Here is a 20930-nt window from a genome sequence, read left to right as displayed (position 1 = left end):
ATCAGTCGATTGCCCTTTTGGTTATTTCTCCGTACATATCAATTCTTCTATCCCGAAGGAACGGCCAATTTTGACGTACATTTTCCTGAAGGTCCAAATCCACTTCGGCCAACAATATTTCTTCTTTATCATGGGAAGCCTGGGCCAAAATTTCCCCTTGAGGTCCACAGATGAAGGAAGAACCCCAAAATTCGATTCCAGCAGTATCGGGCAAGTATTTTTCCAAACCGATACGATTAGCTGCTGCCACGTACACACCATTGGCAACGGCATGTCCTTTCATCACATTCATCCACGCACCATGCTGTTTTTCGCCATACTCCGCTTTTTCTTGTGGATGCCAACCAATAGCAGTAGGGTAGAAGAGCACCTCTGCACCTTGAAGGGCTGTTAATCGGGCCGCTTCAGGATACCATTGGTCCCAACAGATCAAAGTGCCCACTTTCCCTTTTTTGGTCGGGATGGTCTTGAAGCCAAGGTCTCCCGGGGTAAAATAGAATTTTTCATAAAAATGGGGGTCGTCCGGAATGTGCATTTTTCGGTACAATCCCGCTTCGGAACCATCCGAATCTATAATGTAGGCACTGTTGTGGTACACACCTGCCATTCGTTTTTCAAAAAAGGGAACAATGATCACCACACCCAATTTTTTGGCCAATGCGCTAAAGGCGTGAAAAGAAGTGCTGTACAAGGGCTCTGCCAATGAAAAATTCTCCGTATCCTCACTCTGACAGAAATAGTGACTGCTGTACAATTCAGGCAAGGAGATGACCTCCGCGCCTTTGGCAGCCGCTTTTTTGACCCAATCCACACATTTTTTCAAATTGTTTTCCGGGGTATTGTTCAAGTTTAATTGGATTACTGAAACGGTGTATTTCTTTTTTCCCATGTGTATTGTTCAATTGTTCTAAAAAATCCCTGTAAAGATAAAGGTTATGTTTTCAAAAAGGGTCATTTTTTGTCATACGGAATGTAATTCTCCCATTCCCAAGGAGTATAAATATCGGCCAAAGCCACCTCAAGAAGCTCTTTAAAAATGCCATTGCCATTTTCGGAATTGGTCATGATCATGATGCCTTTTCCCACTTCTGGAAACAATACGGAGTGATGCACAAATCCGCTACCATGCCCTTCCTTGAAAACTGCCTTGCCATAAGGTGTTTCAAAATACCCCCAACCCAAGCCATATCCTAAGTTTATGGCATCATATTTATCGGTAATAACATGGTCACCTTCCTCAAATTGATTTTTGGTTCGAATCCTGATGTGGGAGGTGAAGATTTCATTATAGGATGCCGCACTGATGATTTTTTTATGCAGTACTGCGGTCAAGAATTTGGTGTAATCCTCGGCTGTGGTTTCCAAAGTGCCGGCTCCCCGTGGCTCATTATCCTTGTCCTTTTTAAGGGATTCGCCCTTTTCATTATGGCCCAAGGCGTAATCCTTATCAAATTTGGTTTTCCACTCGTATGCAGAATTTTTCATGCCCAATGGCTCAAAAATAATTTCCTTTGCCAATTGTTCCAATCTTTTATCGGTCAATTTTTCCAAGACCACCTGCAAGTAAACAAGGCCTTCACCGCTATACACAAATGTTGTTCCCGGTATGCCATGAACCCTAAGTTTCTGATCGGGTTCAAACCATCTGTAGTTTTTGAATCCTGTGGTATGGTCCAAGCACATACGGGCCGTAATCTTGTGGTAAAGGGAGTCTTCCTTCAAACTGGAATAATCGTCATGCCAACGGGTTTGAGGCTCATATTCGTATATTTTTTTGGGGAGGTAGGATTCCAAAGGCGTATCCAAATCAATAACACCATCTTCAACCAATTTCATCACCAAAACCCCAAAAACAGCCTTGCTGAAAGATGCCCCATAAATATTGGTGGAATCCGTCAACGGGTATTTTTTTGGAAAATCCTTGTATCCGAAGGTTTGATCATAAACAGGTTCATTGTCGTTAAAAATAGAAATAGCCATTCCCGTGATCTTGGCATCCGCCATCAATTGATCTATTTTATGGCTGAGGGAATCCTTCGTAATTACCGTACCATCCAACCTTTCGATGGTTTCCAATTTTGGTCCAGTACAACTAGCTAATATTGAAATGCCAATGATGAGGCCCAACGCTTTAGTAGCCCTTTTTTTCTTCACACTCAGAAAGGGAATGGACAACGGATAATAACACTTGTCTTTCTTCAACACATAAATAATATTGAAAATGACAATACCTACACAAATGGGCACAATGGATATGAAGAATATGAACCCGAATCCTTCTATAGTCATTAAACTAACAAAAGACAATACCGCCAATAGCAAAGCCGTGATCTGAAAGTTGATCACCTTAATACCGTGTTCATTGTAAATGGGGTTGTCATCTTTTTTATGAATCCAGAGAAAAAGGGGTGCTAATACATTGAGTAGGGGAATAAAAATGCCCAAAAGGGGAGTGGCATGAATCAACAATAGCCATTTTTTCTTGATGGTTTCTTCCCTTGGATCATCTAGAGGAAGTAAATCACTTACCTCTACCTCCAATGCGGCCGCCAAAAGTTTGACAGTGTTTAGGTGAGGGGAGACTTCTTCGTTCTCGATTCGTTGAATGGTGCGTACGGTGACATTGGTCCTTCCGGAAAGTTCTTCTTGGGAATATCCTTTGATTTTCCTCTGATATTTAAGTCGCTCTCCTATTGATGTGTTGTTCATGATTTTTTTTGTTTTGATTCTAGGACAAATGTATCGCGACTTCCTTGTCAAGACCACGACATTTAGATGTCACCTTTATGTCATCACCAGTAAAATCAACCGTTTACGGCCTATATTGATAAATGACCGCAAACAAGAACATGAACTTAGGACTATATTATCACAATACCTAAAGTGATTAAAAAAACCTCATCCTAATTTTACAAAAACAAAAAACTCCATCAATTTTAATGATGGAGCCCTTAACCTTTTGCTTAGATTGTTCTTTAGAACATAAATCCGAGACCTGCGGAGAATACGGAATTGTGTACATCCACATCTTCGACCATTTCCGAGAATCCGTAAGTGTATCTACCCTGAATGAAAAATCCGGATGGGAACTTGTACTCAACTCCGGCGGCCCCTTGAAAATCGAAGTCGTTTACAGAATCGGTATCGAAAGTTCCCGAATCGTCATTGGGATCAAAATCGAACTCCTCGTTCACCTTGAACCCAAATTGCGGTCCGGCCTGAAGGTTCAGTCCATCGGCAATGTAAAACTTCAACAACAAGGGCACTTGAATATAATCTACCTTGAACTGTGAATCGCCAAAATCAAATCCCTGTGCAGAATAATACACTTCGGGCTGCAACGACACATGATCGGACAGGGGTGCTTCGGCCAACAAACCCAAATACATGGAAGTCCTGGAATCTGGACTATCGTAGTCATCTCCGGCCACTGTGGCAAAATTGGCACCGCCCCGAACACCTAATTGGACATTGTTGGAATTCTGGGCGAAACTGGCCGCCCCAATAAATAGAACTGCTATAACTAAAATGCTTCTTTTCATCACTTTAAAAATTTAGGGTTTAAATCTGTGACGAAAATAAAGCGGCCGATTGGGGTACTTTGATGCAAATCCAATAATTGTTGACGCAAAAAGTAAATCCCTGATTTAGGAAACCTATGAAGAGAATATGATCGGCTATTGGATTTATCGAGAAACCAAGGCTAATCAGGGGTCTTTTGTTTTTCTTGTCTTGTGCGAACACCCACGACCAACAACCACAAGCAAATTCCTATTTCACCAATACTACCTGGTCTTGTAATAAATTCAGATAAAAGGCTGCCGCTATATCCTTCAAAAAGAAAATTGCCCAAAAAATTAATAAGATAGCCAAAGCAACCGAACATGAGCAGAACTCCCAATATTTTAGGAAGAAAACTTGATCTATATACCAAATATCCAAATGGGAACAACCACAATCCCCAGAAAATGGATACTACCCTTAGGCCATTATTGTACGAATAAAAGAGAAACATGACTTGCTCCTGAACTTGAGCCAAATCCATTCCATTTGGTGCTTCAGCTTTTTCAACGAGCGTTAGGATAGTAAATTGGTCAATAATGTTCGTCAAGGAAATGGGAACGCTTACCACCACCAAGGTAACCATGGCCAGAGCATAGTTTTTATTTACGGAATTCAGCAATCGATAGAGCACTAAGGGCAAGAACAAAAAGGCAATATAGCAGGCTATTCCGGTGAGTATCCAATACTTGAAGAGCATCAAGTTCTCCGTAATATTTTGAAAGGTGGCAATAGCATCTTGTTTTACCAAAAAATTGGAAGGCAGTATACCCAAATTGAATATGCCTGTCACCACTACGATCAAATAAATAAGACCTGCAATGCGCGCAATACGAACTTCTTCTTTCATTCCTTGTTCTTTGGCCATTTATATGCGTTTATAACAATTACAGCGGTCAGAATGCTTTCCAAAATGGCCAGAAAAACATAAAACATATGCCATTTGGAATAGGATGTAACTGCAATTAGCAACATAAGTGCTGTGTAAAAGGTTCCCCACAAGAGATTTAAAAATCGATTGATGACAGGTTTTAAAATAACCGATAAGCAAACCATCAACGCCGGAATGGCCAAAAGGAGGGAGGCCATTAAAAGCTTAAAAGGATTGTCAAGCATATTTTGCCCGCTGATCAACCCATCCACTTTTCCAGGAACATAAAGCTGAAAATAGTCCCCATAGATATAACAGAACATGACCGCTGACCAGAGCAGGGCCAGTTTTATCTTCACATTGATCTTGAAATCTTGATATTGGTTGGATTCTTGCATAGGTGTTTGGCGTCAGCTAACGATTAGAAGATTCAGGTTCAAATTTGTTACATCTTATTTCTTTTTCCCATAAAAACGAATCACGGATCCTAAACCAACATGGCCATATCCTTCCCTAAGTTCCATTTCGGTTTCTTTTAGTTCCAAAATTTCAAAACCTTCAAAGTCAGAAAGTATTTCTTCAATAGAAAACAAAGAATCCAAGTCCCTTGGCCCACCCACTTTTTCATTTTTTTTACGATACTCCAAATGAGCCTTACTAAAAGCTTCAAAAATGACGGCACCACCTTTTTTCAAATAAGTACAAAGTATTTTATGGTAATCCGAACGAATGTCTGGAGGGAAATGGGCATAGATGAGGGCAATAGCGTTGAATTGTTCTTCTTTGTATCCCAATGTTTGAAGTCCCCCTACTTGATAATCAATGGAAACTTGGTTCTTTCCTGCAAGTCTAAGCGCTTTCTTTTGGCCCTCGATACTGATATCAAATGCGGAGACCTTCCATCCATGCTTGGCCGCAAAAACCGCATTTCTTCCTTCACCTTCTGCTGGAAATAAGATACTCCCAGACGCCAGTTCTGCCAGTTTTTCCTTTAAGTAAGCATTGGGTTCCGTTCCATAGGCATATTCTTCCCTTCCAAAACGGGTATCCCACATTTTTAACCAATCATTGTCCATGACGATATTTTTATGTTATAAAAATACAGGGTTAGAAAGAAAATTAGGAGCTCAATTCAGTGAAACGTTTTTATCGTGCAACCTTTTTGGCAAAGGTTCTCCATTTATAAATAGGTTAACTACCTCAGCAAAAGCGTCCGGCGCAAATAGGGCAATAAAGTGGGGAGCATCCTGCACCTCTACAAAATTTATCTTATTGGTTGTGGAAAGTTTTTCTACATGTTGAATAGCACCATTTAAATGCGTTTTGGGGTCTAAAGTTCCATGTATAACCAAGGTTGGTGGCATTTTATCGGGCACACCGGCAAAATAAATGTCACGTGAATAAGTGGGCATTGCATTTTCCGCAATCAATTTGGGCAAAGGACTGGTAAACAGCAAAGTTTTGGATTCCTCAATAACTTCTTCTTTTTTCATTTGTGTCCTTAGGTTGTTCTCAGAAGCCGTTATTATTTGGGCCAGAGGAATGGAATAGGCCGAAGTCACATACTTACTGCCATAATCAGAATAAAATTGTGTCATATCTTCAATGCCTTTTTGCAATGGTCCAAAATCATTTTTCGATAACGATCGAATAATATGGGGGATTTCTTTTCTGATCATGGGGATATCCAACATCATTCCAAAAAGCTGTGAAAGTTCTTGATTGGGAAGGTTTTTCAAAAATATATCGTCTGACTTGGATTTTTCCAAAACCAACTTCAGTTGGTCCAATAAGGGAGGGTCTATTGTGTTTTTATTTGATTCCAGTCGGCTCAAAACCTGCACTCCTATGTCGTTTACCACTGATGAGCGTTGGCTTAGGTCGAGCTCCTGATCATCCTGAAGGGGTACCAGGGAATCCAAGATAACACCATCCAAAGTACTGGAATGTATCTGCAACATCCTTAACACCAGTTGTGTCCCGTAAGAAACACCATAAACATACCGCGATCCCGAACCACTGAGTTGGTTGATCAAATAGTCCAGATCTCTGGCTGCATTGGAAATAGAAAACGATTTCACATATTCTGCATGGCTGAACGTGTACCCGAAACAGGGTCCCCATTCCGCATTGGACAAGGCAATACCATCTGGGGAATCTACACCTTCTTCAACTGGACAAATTTTACCGGAGAGTCCTGTTCCCCTATGGTCCGGAACAAAAATATCGAGATGGGGGAACAGTTCCGCGAACTGACCAATAAGGGGGTAAAGGCTGGCACCCGATTCCCCAGGACCGCCAGCCACCAACCAAATAGAACCTTTTTTTTCCTGTTTTGCAGGGAATTTTCGAACGAATAGTTCAATGGTTTCATCCATATCCGTTCCATATGCCAACGGCACATTGAGTGTAGCGCAAAGCGAATTTTGAAATTCATGTGTTTTGCTATAGTCTTCACAAATTGAAAACTGTGCTTTCCCATTCATCAAAATGAAAAGGAAAGCGAGAACCGCTAATCTTTTTTTCATCAAATCAATATTAATACTTTTGGCTCTCCTTCGCAGGTCGAGCAAAGTTTCCATGGACTGGGTCAGTGATCGACCTTTAAACTTACACCCTGTGGATTCTTGTTGGGGACCATTTTAAAAATATAATACGTAAATCCCATGGACAACGCCACATGAACAGTACTATTGGGGATAATCCCGGAAATCTCTGTAATGGTGCCTTTTGCAAACGCCAAGACCTCAACCGCCAACAGTCCCAATTGAATTAGGACATTGCCCAAGAATAACACAAATAAAGTAGGGGAGGACGGGTGTTTTCGAATCAAGAAATTAATGACTCCCAACACAATGAGCAAAATGCCCACTTCGGTCATCCAGACCTTTACCTCGTCGCCAGGAAATACTCCTTTGCTTATCAACAATAGGGATGGGAAAAAAGTGGCCGTTACCCCGACCATGAGGGCATTCATTGAGGCTATGGTCAAAAAAGTCTGTCTTTTCATGTAAAATGTCTTTATGTTTAGGCAAAGCTCATCAAAGACCTTTTAAAAGCACTTGATGTGAAATCAACTATTTTGAAAAAAAAACTAGGCTATTTTAGCCCTCGGGCTTGCGTAAGATTTTCGAATCCGGCTCAAATGTTCCGGGGTTATATTGAGGTAAGAAGCCACCATTTTTAAGGGCACGCGTTGAATGACCTTCTTGGCGTGCTCCATGAGGTACCGATAGTTTTCCCCTGCGGATTGATTGCTCATCCTTGTCATGGACTCATAAAGCTCAATATAGCGGCATTCCACCACAATGCGTCCCAATCTTTCAAAGGACTTATATTTGTTGAACATCAAGTAGAGAGCACTTCTAGGAATCAAAATCAATTCCGTATCCTCAAGAGCTTGATAATTGTTGAAACAAGGCTTTTGGGAGATAAAGCTATAGTCGTCATAAAAGAGATCGGAATCGAAATAAAAATTGTTCGTCAACTCGTTACCATGTGATACGGAGAAGCTACGAACCGCCCCATTGACGATAAAGACCAAATGTTTGCACACTTCCCCATTGCTCCAGATCATCTCGTTCTTATTGATGCTTTTTTCCATGAAAAAATGTTCAAACTCTTCCCATACCTCATTTTCCAATGAAGAATAACAAGTAAGGGCATCTCTGAGTAATTTTCCGTTTCTGTTCATTTTTTGATCTTTACGGTCGTAAAAATCGTACCGCGACCATTAATGAACTTCTACAATATTCCCAAAATACCTTTATATCTATCCGAAGTGGGCAAAATGAAGGGTGAACTATTTGTACAACCCTGGAATTATGATGAGGGGCTATTTCACCTTTTTCTTCCCAAAGAGCAATTTCAACAATAGTAATCCCAGAAAAAATCCAACGATAAAAATGAGTGTAGTATTCATGATTGATGATGTTTAGGATTTAAAAATAAGGATAAATCATAAAAATCAAAACATTAGCTTAAACTTAGGACAAACCCATCAATATTTAATCATCCAAATCATCCACCCGGAGCAAATGCATGAGCCGATGTGCGAAAGGCGCAAAGAAAATGGCCACAGTGCTCAAAAATACAACCCCGCTGAACAAGGCGTAGACCGATGCGAAAAGTTTGGCGGCGTCCGTTTTCATTTCATCAATGGGCCCCATCCCTGTTAAGATCATGGACGCATTGTAAATACTGTTCACCCAACCCAAATCACCAATAAAATGATACCCCAAAACACCTATTCCCAAGGAAAAAATCAAAAGCCCCAAGGACACTACGGTATAAGCTATCACCCGTTTTCCGAATTCTTTTGGAGATAAAATATTGATATTCCTTTTCTTCATCAGAATCAAGCTAGATTAACATGAAACAAATAACCAACGAATGCGGTAAGTCCCATGGCCACCGTTCCCCAAAAACTAATGCGTAGAACGGCTTTCAAAGTATTGGAGCCACCTGTTTTGGCAGCGATGATTCCTAACAATATCAAGAACAAAAGTGCAAAACCATAAAGGGAATACTCCATAACAGACAAGGGAGCCAAAATGGTGACCAGTAAGGGCAGAAATCCCCCAAAACTAAAAGCTGCGCCTGATGCCAAGGCAGCTTGAATAGGTTTGGCATGACTGATTTCGTTCAAACCCAATTCATCTCGAACATGGGCTCCCAAGGCATCTTTCTCGGTCAGTTCCTTGGCCACCAAAAGTGCCGTATCCCTTTTTAGGCCTCGATTCTCGTAAATTTGGGTCAACCGTTCCAATTCCATCTCGGGCATATCTTCCAATTCCTGTTTTTCCCGTTCAATGTCGGCATGTTCAATATCGGTCTGCGAACTTACGGATACATATTCCCCTGCCGCCATGGATAAGGCCCCGGCAACCAAACCTGCTACTGTGGCCAAGATTATCGGAGGTCTTCCATCACTGGCCGCGGCCACACCAATAGCCAAACTGGCCGTGGACAAAATACCGTCATTGGCACCAAGGACCGCAGCCCTTAGCCAATTGCTCCTGTTGATGTAATGAGGTGCCAAATAGGCATCCAAATCTTCTTTGTGGTCTGTCATTTTCCTTCATATGTGTTATGCTAACCTAAGTTCGCAGATCAATACAACAAAAGCAAAATACTTGTCTTAGAAGTTGAACCGAAGCTCAAAAAGATATTATTTAGGAAAGATTCCTGATCTATCATCTTTCAATATGGCTCCCTTGCCCCTGTAAAACTGCAATGAATCCCCTTTAGGGGAACGAAGCAGTGTATTTGCTTCCCAGCTATACCCAAAACCGCCACCTGTGCTGCTCATCATGGACCAATGCATTTGATAGTAGGGAAACATTCCCTCTTTTTCTTGATGATATGCCTGATAATCCTCAGGGATTTCGATACGGTATTGTACGGTGCGATATTCTTCGAACATTTCCTTGCCCAGTACTTTCCCAACAATAAAGAGCTTATCAGTGCCTAAATTTCTCAAAATGAACTGGTCGGAAGAATCAATCTGGAATCCATACTCCGAACGGTACAGTGTACAATAAAGTTTATCTATATCGACGCTTCTGCCCAAACCCAGTTTGTAGCTGCCCCTCTTGAATTGTGGTTCAAATTCCATGGCATATTTGGATACGTTTATCCTGATTTCCCTAAAGGGAATCTTGTCGGTTTTGAGCAAAAAATACCTGTCAGGGTTAATTTTACGTGAAAGAACCAAATAGGAAAGCAGACCCAAAACCATTATAATCCCAAAAGCAATCCACATTTTTTTGAAGCGTGACATTTGGGAAAGGTACCCTTAAAACTGATTGGTAGTTGTTAGGAATTGATGGATGGTGGACATGATCTTGTGGATAGCTACAAAGTTGAAAAACCTAAAGGATTATCATTTATTCACCATTGATTATTCTATTTGTTGTTCGATTTTTTCAATAAGTAGTTCAGTTCGTCTTTCCAAAGGTTCATAAAAGGCCCTGTTCAGATTAATGGAAGCAACGATGAAGAGAAAAAGATTGCTCTCAAATTCGGGGTTGGTCAAGAAATTGAAATCATTGTTCGGGAACCTGCTTGGGGTGGCATCGAGGAGGGCATCATCTATGATATCCAAATGCCTCCTGAAATTGGCATACTTGATAAAAAAATCTTGGCTGTTGTCCCTTCTTTCTACCACATATTTCTCTTGATTATGTACCAGTTCCAATTGTGAAAGCCACTCCGAGATGGACTTTCTCAAATCTTGATTTGAAATCAGGGACAATTTCCCTGAATTGTTGATTTCATTCATGGTCCCTAGATTGGGGACAAATCTCGGTTCAAATTTAAATGCCCCGACCATATGCATGGATAGATCCTTTTCATTTAATGTTGGCAATGATGGCCCTGTAAAATCTCCAATTTTAATAGCAGTTTCATAAATTCTTTGGTTAGCCAAACGAGTACTGTCTAAAATTTTAAGATTGGCCTCGAATTCCTGCAAAAGGGCCTTCAACAATTGATGCTCAATTGCTTTGTTTTTCTTGATATCGTTCCAATTGTTGATCTGGAGGGCGATCAAAATCCCGATGACCACTAGCACAATTTCGCCGATAGCATATTTTAGATACTTTCCCGTCTTGTTTTCAAAGAGTAGATTTTGCCTGATTCTTCTGAAAAATTTTATCATGGTTGCGAGGTTGGTCAACAAGCATTACATCAATTGAAAATTTTTTGATGTTTAACCTGCATATCCTTCTAAGTTCGCCGAAAAAATCACTCGTCAACAGATATACACCATTACCTTTTCAACCTATTTTTCAACAATATCAATTTCTGTATCAACTTGTTACCTTTTATCCACAATGCAAAAACCCTATGACACAGATTTTCCGTTATTTTGTAGTCCAACAATACGATACTATGGAATCACCCAACTGGCAGACCGCCATGGAATTTGAGGATATCACCTATAAAAAATGTAACGGAGTGGCCCGCATCGCCTTTAACCGGCCTGATGTACGCAATGCGTTTCGTCCCAAAACCACCAGCGAACTGTACAAGGCTTTTTATGATGCCCAGGAAGATACCTCCATTGGTGTGGTACTACTTTCTGGGGAAGGACCTTCATCCAAGGATGGAAAATGGGCTTTCTGCAGTGGTGGGGACCAAAAAGCCCGTGGCCATAAAGGTTATGTAGGTGAGGATGGCTATCATCGCTTGAACATTTTGGAAGTGCAGCGCCTTATCCGGTTTATGCCCAAAGTGGTGATTGCCGTGGTGCCTGGTTGGGCCGTTGGGGGAGGGCACAGCCTACATGTGGTCTGTGATATGACGTTGGCCAGTAAGGAACATGCCATCTTTAAACAGACCGATGCCGATGTCACCAGTTTTGATGGGGGATACGGTTCAGCATACCTCGCTAAGATGGTGGGACAGAAAAAGGCCCGTGAGATTTTCTTTTTGGGACGAAACTACTCCGCGCAGGAAGCTTTTGACATGGGCATGGTGAATGCCGTGGTTCCCCACGAGGAATTGGAGGATACCGCCTACCAATGGGCTCAGGAAATTTTGGCCAAGTCACCGACTTCCATCAAAATGCTAAAATTTGCCATGAACCTCACTGACGATGGCATGGTGGGTCAACAAGTGTTTGCCGGGGAAGCTACCCGTTTGGCTTACATGACAGACGAAGCCATTGAAGGGAGGAATGCCTTTTTGGAAAAACGCAAGCCCGACTTTGGAAAGGACAAATGGATTCCGTAATTCAATGGACAGTGACCAAATGAAAATTGTTTATTGATAATTGTTGAATAAAGATTCTTCGCTTCGCTCAGAATGACAAGATGGGTCAAAATTAGTGTCATTCGAGAAATTCGTGTCCATTTTAGAACTGGGTAAAACCAAAAAGAGTCCTGCCACTGGGGTCAAGACTCTTTTACGAGAACACTATATGAAAATGAAAAAATTACTTTCTAATTAATTACATGGTAAATGTAGTTTGAGTGTTCCCGTAAATGAAATTATTGTTGTGAAGTACCCTTTTGTTGTGGTTTATCCCCAATTTTAATACATCCACTCGATTTACGGTAGTGCTTTTACGATGTTCGACAATACTCCGTTCACGTCAAATTCGGGTTCCTCTGCCAATCCGGTGCGGACAACTACCAAATCTTTGGATGGAATCATGAACACATATTGTCCTTGGTAACCATTACAGGAGAATAGGTCTTTGGGTACATCAGGATATTTTCCTTCCGCATTGAGCCAAAAGTGGGCCCCATACGTGCCATCGGAATGAATAGTAGGTGTGGTAATGTAATCCACCCATTCAGGATCGAAGAGTTGCTCTCCGTTCCAGCTTCCTTTGTTCAAGTACAATTGACCAAAGCGGGCCCAGTCACGGGTACTGGCCCAGGCATAGGAAGAACCAACATAATTGCCGGCAATATCTGCCTCCATCACCATGGAATACATTCCAATTTTATCGATCAAGGCAGCGTAAGGAAAGTCCAAATATTCCTGATGACTGCGAAATTGCTGCCTCAATATTCCAGACAAAAGGTTAGTGGTCCCTGAGGAATAGTTCCAAATTTCCGTAGGCTTTGCTATGGCTTCTTTTTCCCTTTGGGCCAGAGTCATATCACTGTCCAAGAACAACATTCTCGTCACATCCGATATGCCCGAATAATCTTCATCCCAAGCTAATCCACTTTGCATACGAAGCAAATGGTCCAGCGTAATGTTCTTTCGGTCATCATCCTTCCATTCGGCAATCGGTGCAGGCCAATCCACATCCAATTTACCTTGATGTTGCAATATCCCAAAACAGGTAGCTAGTACACTTTTGGTCATGGACCATCCCAAAACAGGGGTGTTCTGGTCAAATCCATCCACATATTTCTCCGCTAAAATATGCCCTTTGTATAGCACCAAAAAAGTGCGTGTCTTTTGTGTTTCGGGATTAGCAAACGCCATGGCCAACGCTTTGTTGACCTGATCCATATCCACCTCTGCAAAAACAGAATCCAAAGGAGTAGCTTGCCCATAAGGATAGGGAATGGTGTCTGTTGGTTGGTTTCGCTGTGGTTTCAGGGTCATTTTGGATGGATCGTATTCGTCATTGATCAAAACGGCACCTAAACCGTCTCGGTACACCGCAGTTCTTTTCATCAATCCATAAACAGTGGAGGAAGCGGATTTTTCGCTCTCATCCACTTCGGTGACTGCCAATTCCACCAAGGGGACATTGTTATCAATTTGGTTCATGGATGCGGCGGACCTGTGGGCCACGTAGACACCAGAAGCCACATTTTTGGACGCATAGCCCGAAATAATGTTCAATTTGGGGTAATTCAAGTAGACAACCACCCCAATGACAAGTATCAGGAGCAGTAAAACACGCTTAAGTAGTTTCATGGTTAGAGTATGTATTTGTAACTTTCTGTTTTTAAAGATAAACAATTAGCACATGTCCAACATCGGATTGATCATAGAGGAACGCAGTAGGGATATTGGTGATTTTTTGGTCGGAAGACTTATCCCATTCCGAAAAAAAAGAATGATAGGTCCCTTTATCTTCATTGATCACATGGGGCCAACCCAATTGGGGCCTTCCAAATATATGGATGTGGACCAACATCCTCACATGGGACTTTCCACACTAACCTTTATGTTGGAAGGGGAAATTATTCATGAAGATAGTTTGGGTACCTATCAGCGCATCAGTCCAGGTTCTGTTAATTGGATGACGGCCGGAAAAGGGGTCACGCATACCGAGCGTACTCCGAAAGACTTGCGAAATGGGAACACGTTCACGGCACATGGTTACCAGATTTGGGTGGCTTTACCCAAAGCACTGGAAGACATGGATCCCGAGTTTCACCATATTGATGGAAAAGATTTACCACAATGGCATGATGGCACTACCCAATTTAAGCTGGTGGCAGGCGAGGGGTACGGAAAAAAGTCCCCTGTACCGGTACATTCCCCATTGTTCATGGTGGAAGTGATCAACAAGGAAGCGTATGCCCTTAACGTAAATGGAAAATTGAAAGGGGAAATTGGTATTTGTATTGTGGAAGGGGGTATTGAAGCCTGTGGGGAATCTGTGGAAAAAGGAAACATCCTCGTCTCCAAAGTAGAGGATACGTGTAACATCAACCTAAAACCCAATACACATTTACTGCTGTTCGGGGGTGAAGCATTCCCTGAGGAACGCTATATTTATTGGAATTTTGTTTCTTCGGACCAAGAGAAATTGGAGTGGGCCAAAAAAGCCTGGGCCAACAAATCGTTCCCGATGATGACAAACGACCAAACCTATGTTCCCTTGCCGAGTTAGGGAAATGAACATACGCCATTAAAGTTAAATCGATACCTGTATTGAAGAAACTAGTACTCCTTTTTATTTTTATAGCATCTTGCTCCAAAAACGAGGAAGCCAAACCTGCCAAAGAATATGATTGGATAGGGCATGAGGTTACAGCCTCCGCCTACAATTCGGTACATTGGCAAACGGATAGCATCAGTCCCTCCATTGCCGCTTGGGGAGACACCCTAAAACCTGGAATGAAAAGTATTGCTGTATCCAGGGATCTTATAAAAAAGGGATTAATACATAATACCATGGTGAAAATCGATACTTTCCCTGATACCTTTTATGTTCTGGACAAGATGCATTACAAATGGCGAAACCGAATAGACATTTATATGGGTAAAGACATTAAAAAAGCACGCGAATGGGGCAGAAAGAAAATCATGATCTGCTATGCCGTTCCCATTGATACCTCCTTAACCAAAATTGAATGAATAGAATAGCATTTGTCATACTGTTGGCTTTATCATTGACAGCCTGTACAACACAAAAGAAAATAGTTGATATTCCCATCATCTTTGATGATCAACGTATAGAACTCACCAAAGAGTATATGGCCCAACGATACGGTTTGGACAAGGATTCCACGCAAATTACCCCTAAAATGGTGGTGTTGCACTGGACAGCCATTCCATCCTTACAAAAATCCTTTACTGCCTTTAATCGCTCCACCTTGCCCAATTGGAGACCCGATTTGGTCAATGTGAGTGGCCTTAACGTGTCTTCACAATTCTTGGTAGATCAAGATGGGACCATTTATAGACTAATGCCGGAAACCACCATGGCCCGTCATACCATCGGACTGAACCATTGTGCCATTGGCATTGAAAATGTAGGGGGGGCCGAAGGACTTCCCCTCACCAAAAAACAATTGAAGTCCAATATCTTCCTGGTTAAATACTTGGCATCCAAATACGATATTGAATACGTTATCGGCCATCAAGAATACACCCAATTTGAAGGACACCCTTTTTGGTTGGAGGTAGATGAAGGCTACCGCACCACCAAAACAGATCCTGGCATGGATTTCGTGGAAAAAGTGCGAAAGGCCACCAAAAAGTTTAATTTTAAACCCGTTCCAACAAAATAATATGATAATCAAAAAATTGTTGCCCCTGGCAATCTCCCTGATATCGCTTTCATTAACGGCTCAAGATGCGTTGACCTCTAAATTGTATGAAACCTATGAGAAATACAAGGAACCTTCGCTAGGAAAAAGGCGTATCAAACATGCCGACCTAAAACCTTTGATCGATCAGATAAAATCCAATCCCAAATTTGAGGTCCAGAAGGTTGGAGAATCCATTGAGGGTCGTGACTTAAATTTGATCAGCATTGGTACTGGAAGTGAGAACATTTTCCTGTGGTCGCAAATGCATGGAGACGAACCTACGGCCACCCAAGCCATTTTTGATATTTTCCATTTTTTGGACTCACCGGATTTTGAAGAGGAAAAAGCAGTGATCCTTTCCAAATTAAAACTGCACTTTTTGCCCATGTTGAACCCGGATGGGGCAGAAGTCTTCACACGAAGGAACGCCTTGGGAGTTGATATCAATCGGGATGCACTTCGTTTACAATCTCCAGAAGGACAGACATTGAAGAGACTTCGAGATAGTTTGGACGCCTCCTTCGGTTTTAACCTTCACGATCAAAGTAGGTATTATAATGCGGAACGTACCGAAAAACCGGCCACCATTTCGTATTTGGCCACTGCGTACAACTATGAAAAAGATATAAATGATGTTCGAGCCAAGGCTATGAAGGTCATTGTGTTCATGGATAAGATCATTCAAAACTATGCGCCCGGCCAGGTAGGAAGATATAGCGACGATTTTGAACCGCGTGCCTTTGGCGACAACATTGCCAAATGGGGCACAAGTCTAATCCTGATTGAATCTGGCGGTTTTCCTGAGGATAGGGAAAAACAGGAAATACGGAAATTGAATTACGTCTCTATCCTTTCTGCACTGTATACCATTGCAACCAAAAGTTACGAGAGCATCCCAACGGAAGATTACGAAAAAATTCCAAAGAACGATCGCATGTTGTTCGATCTAAAAATAGCCAATGCCACCTATGAACTCAAGGGCAAGGATTATATTTTGGATTTAGGAATCATTCAGGATGAAGCGGACAAAAAAGGACACAACGATTTTTATTATCGCAGCTCCGTAACCGATCAAGGCGATTTGAGTACTTTTTTCGCTTATAATACTTTTGATGCCACGGGATACAAGATTGTTCCACCAAAGGTGGCGACAATGGAAACCGTTTCCAATCCATCAAAAGTGTTGTCACAGGGCATTGCCTACATAAAGGGAACTTTGCCCAAAGAAGGATTTTCGGTCAACATGCCTTTACACAGAGTGGGCGGGGATTTTGAACTGAAAGGATTCAATCTTCGTCCTGGCATAAACCCGACTTTCTTTTTGGAAAAAAATGGCAAATTGACCCATGCCGTGATCAATGGTTTCTTAATCGACCTGAGCAAACCACTGGAAGACCAAGAAACCGGAAACGGACTCATTTATCGTTAATAACCATAATGAAAGGTCAGGTTGGCACCGTGACTCAACAAAAGGGCCAACATGATCAACAAAATACTAACAATAAGTCCGAACAAGATGAGTACGGCACTTTTGTAACCATAGGAAAGCGGTCCAATGGCACTGTTCTGAATAATTTCCTTTACAACATCCATAGCGAATCTTTTTGAGGTTGAACTTCAGTTATTGATAGGATGTCAGCAGTTGTTTGTATCTGTAAAACAACTATTGGGCCAAAAACCCTATTTTTTTGACCGTTTTGGAAGAGAATTGTATATCTTTCTTCTTCAAATTGACTAGATAATGAAGAAACTTATTGCATTTGCTATTTTATCCGTTTTGGTGACAAAGACGGTTTCTGCCCAAGAAGCCAAGAGCCTTTTCAATGGAAAAGATTTGGACGGATGGGTTGTTCACGGTGAGGAAAAATGGTACGTTGAAAACGGCGAACTTATTTGTGAAAGTGGTCCCAAAGCCGATTACGGGTATTTGTCCACCAAGGATTTTTACAAGGATTTTGAACTGACCCTAGAATTTAAGCAGGAAGCCAATGGGAACAGTGGCGTTTTCATCCGCTCTACCTTTGAAGGTACCATTGTAAGTGGGTGGCAAGTTGAAGTTGCCCCTCCAGGAAAATATACCGGAGGTATTTATGAATCCTATGGCCGTGGTTGGTTGATCCAACCTGAACCTGAAAAGGATAAAGCACTTAAAATGGGTGAGTGGAATACCATGAAGATTAGGGTGCACGGTTCGGATATCGTTACTTGGCTGAACGGAGTGGAAATGGTCCATCTTACCGATGAGAAAATTGGTGAAGGCGTTGGAGCAATTGCTCTTCAAATTCACGATGGTGGCGGCATAAAAGTAAAATGGCGCAACATCAAAATAAAACCTGTAGAAGTACAGTAAAAATAAAAGCCCGATTAAATCGGGCTTTTTTATGCTTGCTAGTTTCTTGAAAATTATTCTTTTCTTGGCGTCACCACAAAACTTCTATATTCAATGGGTCCATGATCGCCTTGAATCATGAAAGGTCCAGGTTCACCTTCCTTACTATCGATGGCTCCACCAGTAATTCCTGGTATGGTAGCATCATTGATGACTGTTTTACCATTCAAGGTTACGGTTACCCTTCTTCCGATCAACGTAATATCATAGGTTTGCCATTCACCTGCAGGCTTGGAAGCATTTTCATTGGGCTCCAAGAATCCATATACACCACCTAGATAAATGTCCAAAGGCTCCAATCCTTCGCTGTCCACGATTTGAACCTCGTAACGGCCACGAAGGTAAATTCCACTGTTACTTCCTTGGGGATAACGGAATTCCACATGCAGTTTAAAATCCTTGAATTTTTGATCGGTGAGCAAGTTGGAACCAGACTCTGGACTGGTCAATACGCCATCTTTAATGACCCATTGATTTTTTTCACCATCCACATGCCAACCGGTCAAATCTTTTCCGTTAAAAACATTGATGGGCTTGTCCCATTTCGCATTTTCGGTATAGGCAAGCTCTGGAGCCTTGGCACCGGTCCAATGCATTGTGGTACCATCGGTAAAGATCATAGTGCCTTTCATTTTTCCATCTGTCAGTTGCCCATGAAAGATCATATCACTTCCCTTGGGTTCCCATTGATTGGGAATACTAAAAGTGAATTTGTTGTCACCATACGTTTTTACCTCGGAAATAGGTCTTGCACTACCAAAGGCAAATACAAAACGGCCCAACAAAGTTGCCGTACCCGAATGTCGGATTTCCAGCCAAGACGGGGCTTTTTTGCCCATAAAGTCCATTTCTAGGTCCCATCTTCCTTCCAAAGGACTGATGTGTTGGGCATAGGTGTTAAATGCCGCCGCAAATAGGAAGCACAACAAAAGAATACGAAAAGATTTTTTTCGGAATGTCATAGTTTGTTTCAGTTTATTTGACCTCCAAGATACGGATTTATGCAAAAAGGATTCCGGTAAATTCCGCTAGAAACTTATAGACATCCTCCTTCAAATCCTTTTGCATCAAATTTAGTCTGAACGGCACCTTTCAGCCCTCCATGGCTCAATCGTATGACCAGATTGCTCACGCCACTACCATCCCGTTTTGGGGTACAATACTCAAAAAGGTAAAAACTGTTGGCTTGCTCGGAGACGCGTTCTGAAATTTCATTGAAAGTAAGTTCCAATTCTTCCTTATTGGCAGCAAAGACACTGGCGGTCTTACCAATTTCGGAAAGGACTTCGGTATCGATTTCCGCTCCTAGTCCAATGGTGAAATAGGAAATGTTCCTGCTGGCTTCATTTACTGCTTTAAGGGCATCAGATTCCTTGTATCGGCTCGCCTGGTCGGTTCCATCCGTGAACAATACCACGGAAGATGCCCCGATGGCATTGGAATTGGCCCTCAACAAATCTTCAGCAATTTTGGTGGATTTGATCACCGCTCCATAAAGATCGGTACTCGGATCGTTGCTGATATCTGCAGTGATACCATCCACAGCGGCTGTTAATTCAGCGGTGGAAGAGGTTAGGGGATTCAAAAGATGTAGCTCATCCTCACCATCAAACCAATAAATGGCCATTTTAAAGGATGTTGTTTCTGGCGAAGGCATTACGTTGTTGATAAAACTTGTCGATGCCGATTTCAATTCCGTCAAGCTACTTGCCAAGACACTGTTACTCAAATCCAGGACCAATATGGTGTTGTTGTTAAAAATCTGTGTATTGGGAGAAATCCTCGCTTGGGACTCCGAAGGAGATATCAAATTGAAACAATCATCGTTTCGTCCTTGTTCATAAATGGTGAACTCATCCGCAGTCAATCCTGAAATGGGATTCCCCAAAAGATCGGAAACCTTGAAAAGGATCGAAACTTTTCCGGGTAGGGTAGTGTACTCATCCTGAATGGAAAGCAAGAGTTCATTTTCACCAAAACCAAGGCAATCATCCGGTTCTTCACCAAGGCCCAATTCGCTATTGTTGATGTCGAAACGAACATCATCATCCGAATTACCGCAGGAAAAAATAGCTAAGGTTATAGAAACGAGAAATAAATATCGAAATACGTTTTTCATTTTCAAAAGAAGTTAAGGTTCTGCATGCAAAACGCACAAATATTATGAAAAGTATGTGGCATTTCCGGAATTGGTTTAAAGAAAAGTTAAAAAATCAGCGGGCTTGTTAAATTGGTAACGGTTTGTGCAATTTTTAATAATTTCATCGGTTCAAGGGAACATCTCCCGATCCAAACAACATTCCAACCTATCTAGCCAAAACCAAAAGCAGACAATTTTAATAGGTTGAAATTATGACGATACTTTTATACGGGACCGCCAAGGAAATTGTGGGCAGTCCCACATTATCCGTACCCACTTCCAATATTACCGGGAAGCCTTTGCCCAAAACAGTTGGGGAACTTAAAATCTTTTTGGGAAACACCTATCCGGCACTCAAGAAACTGACTTCATTGGCAGTAGCAGTGAACCACAATTACGCCAAAGACCATGAATTCATCAATTCGTATGATGAGATCGCTCTGATTCCTCCACCAGAAATGGTTTGGATGTGAAATTTTAGTTGAATCTGTTTTCTCTGCGTATCTTTAA

The 20930-nt window shown here is 41.7% G+C and carries 24 protein-coding genes; 7 read left to right on the top strand and 17 right to left on the bottom strand.

What is annotated here, in order from left to right:
• Position 1: 1 nt before the first annotated feature.
• The 13 genes from LKX84_RS11380 to LKX84_RS11320 form a co-directional block, all read right to left on the bottom strand.
• Entirely contained in the window at positions 2–889 is an 888-nt protein-coding gene (locus LKX84_RS11380; RefSeq protein WP_228237292.1) for a carbon-nitrogen hydrolase, read from the bottom strand.
• A gap of 62 nt (positions 890–951) precedes the next feature.
• On the bottom strand, positions 952–2709 hold the full coding sequence (locus tag LKX84_RS11375) for a serine hydrolase (RefSeq protein WP_228237291.1): 1758 nt from the start codon (positions 2707–2709) through the stop codon (positions 952–954).
• 266 nt (positions 2710–2975) lie between these two features.
• On the bottom strand, positions 2976–3542 hold the full coding sequence (locus LKX84_RS11370) for a porin family protein (RefSeq protein ID WP_228237290.1): 567 nt from the start codon (positions 3540–3542) through the stop codon (positions 2976–2978).
• A gap of 161 nt (positions 3543–3703) precedes the next feature.
• Positions 3704–4411 (bottom strand): DUF4386 domain-containing protein, encoded by a 708-nt coding sequence (locus LKX84_RS11365; protein WP_228237289.1) that lies wholly within the window; start codon positions 4409–4411, stop codon positions 3704–3706.
• On the bottom strand, positions 4408–4830 hold the full coding sequence (locus LKX84_RS11360; RefSeq protein ID WP_228237288.1) for a DUF6326 family protein: 423 nt from the start codon (positions 4828–4830) through the stop codon (positions 4408–4410). Before LKX84_RS11360 ends, LKX84_RS11365 begins: the two co-directional genes overlap by 4 nt.
• Positions 4831–4884: 54 nt before the next feature.
• Positions 4885–5508, bottom strand: coding sequence for a class I SAM-dependent methyltransferase (locus LKX84_RS11355; RefSeq protein WP_228237287.1), 624 nt, complete (start codon positions 5506–5508; stop codon positions 4885–4887).
• 51 nt (positions 5509–5559) lie between these two features.
• Positions 5560–6960, bottom strand: coding sequence for an alpha/beta hydrolase (locus tag LKX84_RS11350; RefSeq protein ID WP_228237286.1), 1401 nt, complete (start codon positions 6958–6960; stop codon positions 5560–5562).
• Positions 6961–7022: 62 nt separating this feature from the next.
• Positions 7023–7442, bottom strand: a complete 420-nt coding sequence (locus LKX84_RS11345; protein WP_228237285.1) for a hypothetical protein — start codon at positions 7440–7442, stop codon at positions 7023–7025.
• A gap of 84 nt (positions 7443–7526) precedes the next feature.
• A complete protein-coding gene (locus tag LKX84_RS11340) occupies positions 7527–8126 on the bottom strand; it encodes a Crp/Fnr family transcriptional regulator (RefSeq protein ID WP_228237284.1) in 600 nt (199 codons plus the stop codon).
• 313 nt (positions 8127–8439) lie between these two features.
• Positions 8440–8784, bottom strand: a complete 345-nt coding sequence (locus tag LKX84_RS11335; protein WP_228237283.1) for a hypothetical protein — start codon at positions 8782–8784, stop codon at positions 8440–8442.
• A gap of 5 nt (positions 8785–8789) precedes the next feature.
• Positions 8790–9506 carry a VIT family protein gene (locus LKX84_RS11330; RefSeq protein WP_228237282.1) on the bottom strand — a complete coding sequence of 239 codons (717 nt, stop codon included), beginning with the start codon at positions 9504–9506 and terminating at the stop codon, positions 8790–8792.
• Positions 9507–9602: 96 nt separating this feature from the next.
• Positions 9603–10214 (bottom strand): hypothetical protein, encoded by a 612-nt coding sequence (locus LKX84_RS11325; protein WP_228237281.1) that lies wholly within the window; start codon positions 10212–10214, stop codon positions 9603–9605.
• Between the two features lie 120 nt (positions 10215–10334).
• The gene (locus LKX84_RS11320; RefSeq protein ID WP_228237280.1) at positions 10335–11093 is read right to left on the bottom strand and encodes a DUF6090 family protein; all 759 of its coding nucleotides are present in this window, start codon (positions 11091–11093) and stop codon (positions 10335–10337) included.
• A 233-nt stretch (positions 11094–11326) separates the two neighbouring features.
• Between LKX84_RS11320 and LKX84_RS11315 the strand changes: the two genes are divergently transcribed.
• Entirely contained in the window at positions 11327–12169 is an 843-nt protein-coding gene (locus LKX84_RS11315; RefSeq protein ID WP_228237588.1) for a 1,4-dihydroxy-2-naphthoyl-CoA synthase, read from the top strand.
• Between the two features lie 318 nt (positions 12170–12487).
• Here the strand turns inward: LKX84_RS11315 and LKX84_RS11310 are convergent, their stop codons facing one another.
• Complete coding sequence (locus tag LKX84_RS11310) at positions 12488–13822, bottom strand: serine hydrolase domain-containing protein (RefSeq protein WP_228237279.1); 1335 nt, start codon at positions 13820–13822, stop codon at positions 12488–12490.
• A gap of 52 nt (positions 13823–13874) precedes the next feature.
• Between LKX84_RS11310 and LKX84_RS11305 the strand changes: the two genes are divergently transcribed.
• The 4 genes from LKX84_RS11305 to LKX84_RS11290 are packed head-to-tail and all read left to right on the top strand — an operon-like array spanning position 13875 to position 17320.
• A complete protein-coding gene (locus tag LKX84_RS11305; RefSeq protein ID WP_228237278.1) occupies positions 13875–14747 on the top strand; it encodes a pirin family protein in 873 nt (290 codons plus the stop codon).
• A 41-nt stretch (positions 14748–14788) separates the two neighbouring features.
• A complete protein-coding gene (locus tag LKX84_RS11300) occupies positions 14789–15214 on the top strand; it encodes a 3D domain-containing protein (RefSeq protein ID WP_228237277.1) in 426 nt (141 codons plus the stop codon).
• Positions 15211–15870, top strand: a complete 660-nt coding sequence (locus tag LKX84_RS11295) for a peptidoglycan recognition family protein (protein ID WP_228237276.1) — start codon at positions 15211–15213, stop codon at positions 15868–15870. The genes LKX84_RS11300 and LKX84_RS11295 overlap by 4 nt, the downstream gene beginning before the upstream one ends.
• 1 nt (position 15871) lies before the next feature.
• Complete coding sequence (locus LKX84_RS11290; RefSeq protein ID WP_228237275.1) at positions 15872–17320, top strand: M14 family zinc carboxypeptidase; 1449 nt, start codon at positions 15872–15874, stop codon at positions 17318–17320.
• On the opposite strand, the gene LKX84_RS11285 is transcribed toward LKX84_RS11290, so the two are convergent.
• Positions 17317–17484: a hypothetical protein gene (locus tag LKX84_RS11285; RefSeq protein ID WP_228237274.1), complete on the bottom strand. Its 168-nt coding sequence runs from the start codon at positions 17482–17484 to the stop codon at positions 17317–17319. The genes LKX84_RS11290 and LKX84_RS11285 overlap by 4 nt on opposite strands.
• 148 nt (positions 17485–17632) lie before the next feature.
• Between LKX84_RS11285 and LKX84_RS11280 the strand changes: the two genes are divergently transcribed.
• Positions 17633–18241 (top strand): DUF1080 domain-containing protein, encoded by a 609-nt coding sequence (locus LKX84_RS11280; RefSeq protein ID WP_228237273.1) that lies wholly within the window; start codon positions 17633–17635, stop codon positions 18239–18241.
• A 53-nt stretch (positions 18242–18294) separates the two neighbouring features.
• On the opposite strand, the gene LKX84_RS11275 is transcribed toward LKX84_RS11280, so the two are convergent.
• Together LKX84_RS11275 and LKX84_RS11270 are read right to left on the bottom strand one after the other, a co-directional pair.
• Complete coding sequence (locus LKX84_RS11275) at positions 18295–19242, bottom strand: DUF1080 domain-containing protein (RefSeq protein WP_228237272.1); 948 nt, start codon at positions 19240–19242, stop codon at positions 18295–18297.
• 74 nt (positions 19243–19316) lie between these two features.
• The gene (locus tag LKX84_RS11270) at positions 19317–20399 is read right to left on the bottom strand and encodes a vWA domain-containing protein (protein ID WP_228237271.1); all 1083 of its coding nucleotides are present in this window, start codon (positions 20397–20399) and stop codon (positions 19317–19319) included.
• Between the two features lie 233 nt (positions 20400–20632).
• On the opposite strand from LKX84_RS11270, the gene LKX84_RS11265 reads away from it, so the two are divergent.
• Complete coding sequence (locus LKX84_RS11265) at positions 20633–20893, top strand: MoaD/ThiS family protein (protein ID WP_228237270.1); 261 nt, start codon at positions 20633–20635, stop codon at positions 20891–20893.
• Positions 20894–20930 lie beyond the last annotated feature (37 nt).

The organism is Allomuricauda sp. M10 (assembly GCF_020782875.1).
Lineage (GTDB): Bacteria > Bacteroidota > Bacteroidia > Flavobacteriales > Flavobacteriaceae > Flagellimonas.
Note: the sequence above shows the minus strand (reverse complement) of the source record. Positions and strands in the feature narration are given on the sequence as shown.

Excerpts from the sequence above, each read along its gene's own strand:
- LKX84_RS11360 (WP_228237288.1), bottom strand. The coding sequence starts at position 4,830 with ATGCAAGAATCCAACCAATATCAAGATTTCAAGATCAATGTGAAGATA.
- LKX84_RS11275 (WP_228237272.1), bottom strand. The coding sequence starts at position 19,242 with ATGACATTCCGAAAAAAATCTTTTCGTATTCTTTTGTTGTGCTTCCTA.
- LKX84_RS11370 (WP_228237290.1), bottom strand. The coding sequence starts at position 3,542 with ATGAAAAGAAGCATTTTAGTTATAGCAGTTCTATTTATTGGGGCGGCC.
- LKX84_RS11295 (WP_228237276.1), top strand. The coding sequence starts at position 15,211 with ATGAATAGAATAGCATTTGTCATACTGTTGGCTTTATCATTGACAGCC.
- LKX84_RS11280 (WP_228237273.1), top strand. The coding sequence starts at position 17,633 with ATGAAGAAACTTATTGCATTTGCTATTTTATCCGTTTTGGTGACAAAG.
- LKX84_RS11325 (WP_228237281.1), bottom strand. The coding sequence starts at position 10,214 with ATGTCACGCTTCAAAAAAATGTGGATTGCTTTTGGGATTATAATGGTT.
- LKX84_RS11270 (WP_228237271.1), bottom strand. The coding sequence starts at position 20,399 with ATGAAAAACGTATTTCGATATTTATTTCTCGTTTCTATAACCTTAGCT.
- LKX84_RS11320 (WP_228237280.1), bottom strand. The coding sequence starts at position 11,093 with ATGATAAAATTTTTCAGAAGAATCAGGCAAAATCTACTCTTTGAAAAC.
- LKX84_RS11305 (WP_228237278.1), top strand. The coding sequence starts at position 13,875 with ATGTCCAACATCGGATTGATCATAGAGGAACGCAGTAGGGATATTGGT.
- LKX84_RS11365 (WP_228237289.1), bottom strand. The coding sequence starts at position 4,411 with ATGAAAGAAGAAGTTCGTATTGCGCGCATTGCAGGTCTTATTTATTTG.
- LKX84_RS11350 (WP_228237286.1), bottom strand. The coding sequence starts at position 6,960 with ATGAAAAAAAGATTAGCGGTTCTCGCTTTCCTTTTCATTTTGATGAAT.
- LKX84_RS11335 (WP_228237283.1), bottom strand. The coding sequence starts at position 8,784 with ATGAAGAAAAGGAATATCAATATTTTATCTCCAAAAGAATTCGGAAAA.
- LKX84_RS11265 (WP_228237270.1), top strand. The coding sequence starts at position 20,633 with ATGACGATACTTTTATACGGGACCGCCAAGGAAATTGTGGGCAGTCCC.
- LKX84_RS11285 (WP_228237274.1), bottom strand. The coding sequence starts at position 17,484 with ATGGATGTTGTAAAGGAAATTATTCAGAACAGTGCCATTGGACCGCTT.
- LKX84_RS11375 (WP_228237291.1), bottom strand. The coding sequence starts at position 2,709 with ATGAACAACACATCAATAGGAGAGCGACTTAAATATCAGAGGAAAATC.
- LKX84_RS11345 (WP_228237285.1), bottom strand. The coding sequence starts at position 7,442 with ATGAAAAGACAGACTTTTTTGACCATAGCCTCAATGAATGCCCTCATG.
- LKX84_RS11315 (WP_228237588.1), top strand. The coding sequence starts at position 11,327 with ATGGAATCACCCAACTGGCAGACCGCCATGGAATTTGAGGATATCACC.
- LKX84_RS11355 (WP_228237287.1), bottom strand. The coding sequence starts at position 5,508 with ATGGACAATGATTGGTTAAAAATGTGGGATACCCGTTTTGGAAGGGAA.
- LKX84_RS11310 (WP_228237279.1), bottom strand. The coding sequence starts at position 13,822 with ATGAAACTACTTAAGCGTGTTTTACTGCTCCTGATACTTGTCATTGGG.
- LKX84_RS11340 (WP_228237284.1), bottom strand. The coding sequence starts at position 8,126 with ATGAACAGAAACGGAAAATTACTCAGAGATGCCCTTACTTGTTATTCT.
- LKX84_RS11290 (WP_228237275.1), top strand. The coding sequence starts at position 15,872 with ATGATAATCAAAAAATTGTTGCCCCTGGCAATCTCCCTGATATCGCTT.
- LKX84_RS11330 (WP_228237282.1), bottom strand. The coding sequence starts at position 9,506 with ATGACAGACCACAAAGAAGATTTGGATGCCTATTTGGCACCTCATTAC.
- LKX84_RS11380 (WP_228237292.1), bottom strand. The coding sequence starts at position 889 with ATGGGAAAAAAGAAATACACCGTTTCAGTAATCCAATTAAACTTGAAC.